The 5,220-nt window shown below is 66.2% G+C and carries 4 protein-coding genes, 1 tRNA gene and 1 pseudogene; 2 read left to right on the top strand and 4 right to left on the bottom strand.

The genetic code is table 11. The annotated features are described in order from the left end of the window. Positions 1-315, bottom strand: a pseudogene (locus tag ACK5KK_RS05955) (hypothetical protein); the annotation flags it as partial. Between the two features lie 92 nt (positions 316-407). Here ACK5KK_RS05955 and ACK5KK_RS05950 point away from each other — a divergent pair. Continuing rightward, positions 408-480: transfer RNA gene (locus ACK5KK_RS05950), tRNA-Ala, on the top strand. 22 nt (positions 481-502) lie between these two features. Here ACK5KK_RS05950 and ACK5KK_RS05945 read toward each other — a convergent pair. Beyond that, the gene (locus ACK5KK_RS05945) at positions 503-1,570 is read right to left on the bottom strand and encodes an IS110 family transposase (RefSeq protein WP_416889171.1); all 1,068 of its coding nucleotides are present in this window, start codon (positions 1,568-1,570) and stop codon (positions 503-505) included. A gap of 297 nt (positions 1,571-1,867) precedes the next feature. Further along, positions 1,868-3,523: a recombinase family protein gene (locus ACK5KK_RS05940; RefSeq protein ID WP_416889170.1), complete on the bottom strand. Its 1,656-nt coding sequence runs from the start codon at positions 3,521-3,523 to the stop codon at positions 1,868-1,870. A 397-nt stretch (positions 3,524-3,920) separates the two neighbouring features. Here ACK5KK_RS05940 and ACK5KK_RS05935 point away from each other — a divergent pair, with 397 nt between their 5' ends. Continuing rightward, complete coding sequence (locus tag ACK5KK_RS05935) at positions 3,921-4,619, top strand: hypothetical protein (RefSeq protein WP_416889169.1); 699 nt, start codon at positions 3,921-3,923, stop codon at positions 4,617-4,619. A gap of 86 nt (positions 4,620-4,705) precedes the next feature. Here ACK5KK_RS05935 and ACK5KK_RS05930 read toward each other — a convergent pair. Further along, the coding region (locus ACK5KK_RS05930; protein ID WP_416889168.1) for a hypothetical protein at positions 4,706-5,220 on the bottom strand (515 nt) is incomplete at its 5' end.

The raw sequence follows: 5,220 nt of genomic DNA, 5'->3' as shown, positions 1-5,220 counted from the left end.
TTCGTGGGTGACGCGGAGTTGGTGCATCACAGGCCGGGCGATGAGAAACAGCGCCACACCCCCGGCAACCACGACGACCAGCGTGCCCAGCAGCACGCCGACCTGCACGCCGAGTGCGTTGAGCGCGGCAGTGTAGACGAGCAGCATTGTGACGACGATGACGAAACCGAAGAGCATGAGTGCGAGCGCCAGGGCGATCGCGACGACGAACGACAGCAGTCGCCGCCACTTCTCGGGGTCGTGCGGCGGTGTGGTGAGGACGCCCATCAACAGGAATAGCAGGGCCAGGATCACGACGTGAACAAGCACGGACACAGGGCCAGGATGTCGCGGTCGGCGCCGGATGCGAGGATGCCACGGCGAGAGATGTAGAATCGTCTGGTTGTCTGGGGCGGCTACGCCGCGTCGGGGCCTTAGCTCAGTTGGTAGAGCGCCTGCTTTGCAAGCAGGATGTCAGGAGTTCGAATCTCCTAGGCTCCACCCAAAGACCCTTCTATGGATGTCAAGCTGGAGACGGCGTGAGTTGATGCGTGTTGAGGGTTTTGTAGATTCTGCGGGCGAGGTAGCGTTTGACGCTTCTGCGGATCTCTTTCAGTGTTCGTCCTTCGCGCTGACGTTTCTCGACGTAGGCGATGGTTTCGTCGTGGTGGATCATGCGGCTGAGCGCGACCATGTGTATCGCTCGATTGAGTTGCCGGTCGCCTCCGCGGTTGAGGCGATGCCTGACAGTGTTCCCCGACGATGCTGGGATCGGGTTCACCCCTGCCAACGAGGCGAACGCGGCTTCCGAGCGCACCCGTCCGGCATGTGACCACGCGGTCAGACAGATCGCGAGAGAGACCGGCCCAAACCCCATTTCGTCCAGCAGAGGGGCCGCCTCGCTCGCTTCAACGAGCCGAGTGAGCTGGGCGAGGTTGGCCGCGAGTTCGCGGTCGAGTGCAGTGACTCGTTTTGCAAGGCGAGATGCTTCAGCTCGGGCCGTCGCAACTGCGAGTGGTTCACGCCGGGCACGCCAGCGGCTGGCTTCATGGACCTGCGGGCGGGTCAATGGCGTGCGGGCGTCGAGTCCGAGATCATTGACCCGCGCGAGGGCGGTGAGCGCATTGACTGCTCGCGTGCGTTCTCTCGCCATGGTCTCGCGAGCGCCAACGAGTACACGTAGCGCGGCTCGCGTGCCTTCGCTCAAGCGGGGTGTGCGCAGCTGCGACTCCTCGAGCGGCAGGACCGCGTGTGCGATCTGTTGCGCGTCGATAGTGTCGGTTTTCCCGACGCCATACCGGAGATGACGTCCCATGCGTGGCGCTTCGGCAACCTGGTAGCCGGTCGCGGTAACCGCAGCGGCCAGGAGCGCCCCGTAGGAGGCGACGCCTTCAATCACCCAGAGGGTCGCGAGATCGCCTCCGGTGCGGCGTGCTGCCCAGTCAATCGCGCGAGTGATGCCCGCGCTACTGGTAGGGAACTCTCTGGTATCGAGGAGTTCGCCGTCAGGGGCGAGGACGGCATAGACGTGATTTCTGGCATGAGTGTCGACGCCGACGACAAACGGGCGCGTATGCGCGATGCTGGACATGGCGATAGTTCCTTCGGTTCTCTCTTCGGGCTGGGGATCGACCGCTGACGGCCGGTACCAGTCCGGGGAGAAATCACTTCGGAACAGCACTGTGACGAGTCACACCCCAGGCGGGGTGGACAACCTTCTGATCAAGTCACCGGAGTGGGCCGGGTAGGTGCCGGCCGGCCGCTCGATGGGTGGGCATTTCTTTTGCAGGGCACCCGTCGGGGCCAGTTCTAACGTGAGCCACACCCACCGGGCGACACGGCCGTCACCCACTCTGCCAGCCAGTCCCAGACCGGCCAGAACCAATCCTCACAGCGTCTTACGGGAACACGCGACATCAGAAGATGTGGTGTGTTCCCTTTTCGCTTCCTTGCCTTCGTCGCCGCTGTCGTGGGCTTCGCGGAAGATCGTGGCGAACGGTTCGGCGAGTGTGGGGCGTAGTTGTTCGTCGTCGGTGATGTCGAGGCGCGTGTAGAACGCTTGGCACGCGAGCCTGCGGTCGGCGTCGCCGGATCGGGCGTAGGCGTGGTGGGCGTCGGTGAGCAGCCGCAGCGAGTCGTGCAGGAACGCGCGTCCGCCGGTGTGGTGCTCGTCGTGCTCGGCAAGGCGCTGGTTCACGTCTGCGAGGCCCGCCCGGATGCGGTCTTGGTGTCGCTTCAGGGTCGGCAGGTCGATCGCGTCGGCGAAGTGCGCGGCCAGCAGCTTGTCACTCTCGCCTTCCAACTTCGCTCGGTTTGCCATGAGGTCAGCGATCTCTTGGTCGCGGCCTGCCATGCGCTTGTCGAACGCCGCATCGACCTTCGCGGCGAGGTCACTGTAGGTCTGGTCGTTGATCGTGATGGAGGCGTAGGAGTCCGCGACGAGGCGTTCCGCGACCGCGACGGGCACCGCCCGCCGGTTGCAGGCCGTCCGCTTCGATGCCCTGCCCGAGCACACGAAGTAGGCGTAAGTCGTGCCTTTGGGGTTGGTGGCGAAGTCGAGCAGCATCCGCGACCCGCAGGTGCCGCAATGCAGCAGCCCTTTGAGGTGGTGGGCGTGCTGAACGTGTCGCGTCATCTTCGCGGTGCGCGCCCGCAGCAGCGACTGCACCTGGTCGAACAGGGCTGGTTCCACGACGGGCTCGTGCGCGCCGGGATACAGCCCGCCCTTGTAGCGAATCACTCCCGCGTAGTACGGGTTCGTCAGCAGCTTGTAGAGCGTGTTCTTCCCCAACGGCTTCGACGGGCGCTTCGGCGTCGGCACCGTCACCAGACCCCGCGCGGTCAGGTCACGCAGCAGCCCGGTCACGGAAGTCTCACCCCCCGCGTACCGCTCGAACGCCCAAGTGATGAGCGGTGCCCGTTCGGGATCGACCTCAACCGTGCGAATCTCACGGCCCGCGTCGTCGGTGCGACGCACGTTGAGATAGCCGATGGGAGCACGCATCGGGGTGCCGCCCTGGGCGACCTTCTGCGTCAGGCCCTTGGTGACCTCGGTGGCGAGGTTCCGGCTGTAGAACTCGGCAATGGAGGACATGATGCCGTGGACGAGCATCCCGGAAGGGGTCTGGTCGATGGACTCGGTGGCGGAGACAAGGGTGACCCCGGCGCTAATGAGGGCTTCGTGAATCTTCACGTCGTCCGCTCGGTTGCGAGCGAGCCGGTCGAGCTTATGCACGAGGCAGAACTGCACCCGCGTCGCGGCGATGAACGCGAGCATGTCCTGTAGCCCGTCACGATCCGCCGACCGTGCCGACTCCCCGGCGTCGATGAACTCGCGCACGATCCGCGCCCCCAACTCCGCCGCCTTCCGTGCGTTGGCCTCGCGCTGCGCGGGGATCGAGAACCCTTCCTCGGTGCCGCCGCGCTCGGCTTGCTCGCGGGTGGAGACGCGCAGGTAGGACACGGCCAGCAGCACCGGCTTGTCGTCCATCCGGTCGTCGGTCACGCCTGCCGGGGCGAGGGCGGGAGCAGTGGTGGTGCTCATGCGGTGCTCCTTCGTTGGTGCTGTGGCTCAGCTTCCATCCTGCCTCGCGGGTCTGACACCAGGCCGAGCCCGTCAGGTGCGGGAAGGTCGAAAGGGTCGGGCTCCCCGGCACGGTGCGCGTCGTAGCGGGCCTGGGTGATGTTCAGCACCCACTCCACCAGCCGTCGCATATCCGGCTCCGCTCGTCGCGTGACCCGCAGACGCAGCCGCCCCGGATCGTTCCGGTCACCCGCCCCGAGCGCACTCCTGCCTCGCGTCGCGCGTCGCGGTCGCTCATCGTCGGTGGGTCGGGGCGGGTCACTCATCTCTATCTCACGCTGTGGCAGATACGCCAGCACCACGTTAGCACAGATATGGCGTAGCGGCCATTGCATGAGATTCTGCTAGGCTTGGGCTCATGGTCGAGGAGTTGGAGAGCGTGCCGCTGCTGGTGGCAGCGGACTTGCCTGCGGGCTGGCAGATGCCCGAGCCCTCGCCCATCGACCCCGAAGGAGACAGCGCCGAGATTGACGCGGCGCTCAGGTACGAGCAGTGGGCAGACCCCGAGCCGGGCCTGGATCGGCGGCTGAACTCCAGCCACAACAACAACGACTCCGGGCGTTGGTTCCTCATCCAGCACGTCGAGTCGAGCACTCGCGTGCTGCTGCGACTGCAACGCCAGTACGTCATGGGTGAGGAGCCCAAGGGCGAGGTGCGCATCACCGGGATCGTTTACCTGCCCGAATGGGCGGGTGACCCTGTGGCGAGCCCGATGCTGCGCAACCTGCCCACGTCACGGATCGAGGCGGCGATCAACCGCCGCCAGTTCGCCGTCACCGGGGCCTCTAGGTTCGAGGGCGGCACCATGACCATGCCCTCCGGCCGTGTCATGCGCTCGGCGGACGTGATGAAGCCGCTGGGGAACCCGAAGCGCACCCCCGACTTCTACGAGGTCGTCGCCCTCCAACACACCCGCCTCGTGGACGACGGCGAACCCAACCCGACCGCGCGTATGGCCGAGCTCAGCCGGGTGCCGCTCTCGACCGCGCAAGGGTGGGTCGCCCGCGCCCGCCGCAAGGGACTGCTCCCGCCCGGACGCCGAGGCCGCGCCGGATAACGAAGAGCGCGGCGCAGTACCACCGTGCGGGGTGCGATCAACCGCACGGCCGAACGAGGCTCAGGTTGCTGTGCGTGACTGTTCCGTCAGCGAGCGGCGCGGAACCAACCGACGTGGTGGCGTGCAGAGGCGAGTTGCAGCGGCAACGTCGCAAGCCCCAACAGGTGGCCGATCACCACTGCGGGGTGTCGGCGAGAAGCGATCACGGCGGCGGTCGAGCTGGCGGTCACCGTCAGTAGCGCCGCATTGTAGGGCGCAAGCGACTCATGGGGCAGCCCTTCGGCCTCGGTGAGCACGGGAACGCCGAAGCGGAGCTTCCAGGGCGAATCGACGTAATGCTGTAACGCCAGCGCTTGATACGCGCCGTTGGCGAACCCAACAAGACCCTCGCCGAGTCGCCCCTTTCGTCGAAGCAGCAGCAGATTCGCGGCGAACACGCCCGTCCACGCGAACACGGCACGTCGGCGCCCAAGGAACGGCTCGCCAGGTAGCCCCAGCCCGGCCGCAGTCTCGATGGCATGGTGAGCTACAACAGCACCCACCGTCACCACCTCGAACGTTCTCCGCATACAGCCATCATCCCAGTAGCGGCCAGCCGGGG

Origin of the sequence: Microbacterium sp. (assembly GCF_047972865.1) — a bacterium.
Lineage (GTDB): Bacteria > Actinomycetota > Actinomycetes > Actinomycetales > Microbacteriaceae > Microbacterium.
This window is presented reverse-complemented; position numbering and strand designations above follow the sequence as displayed.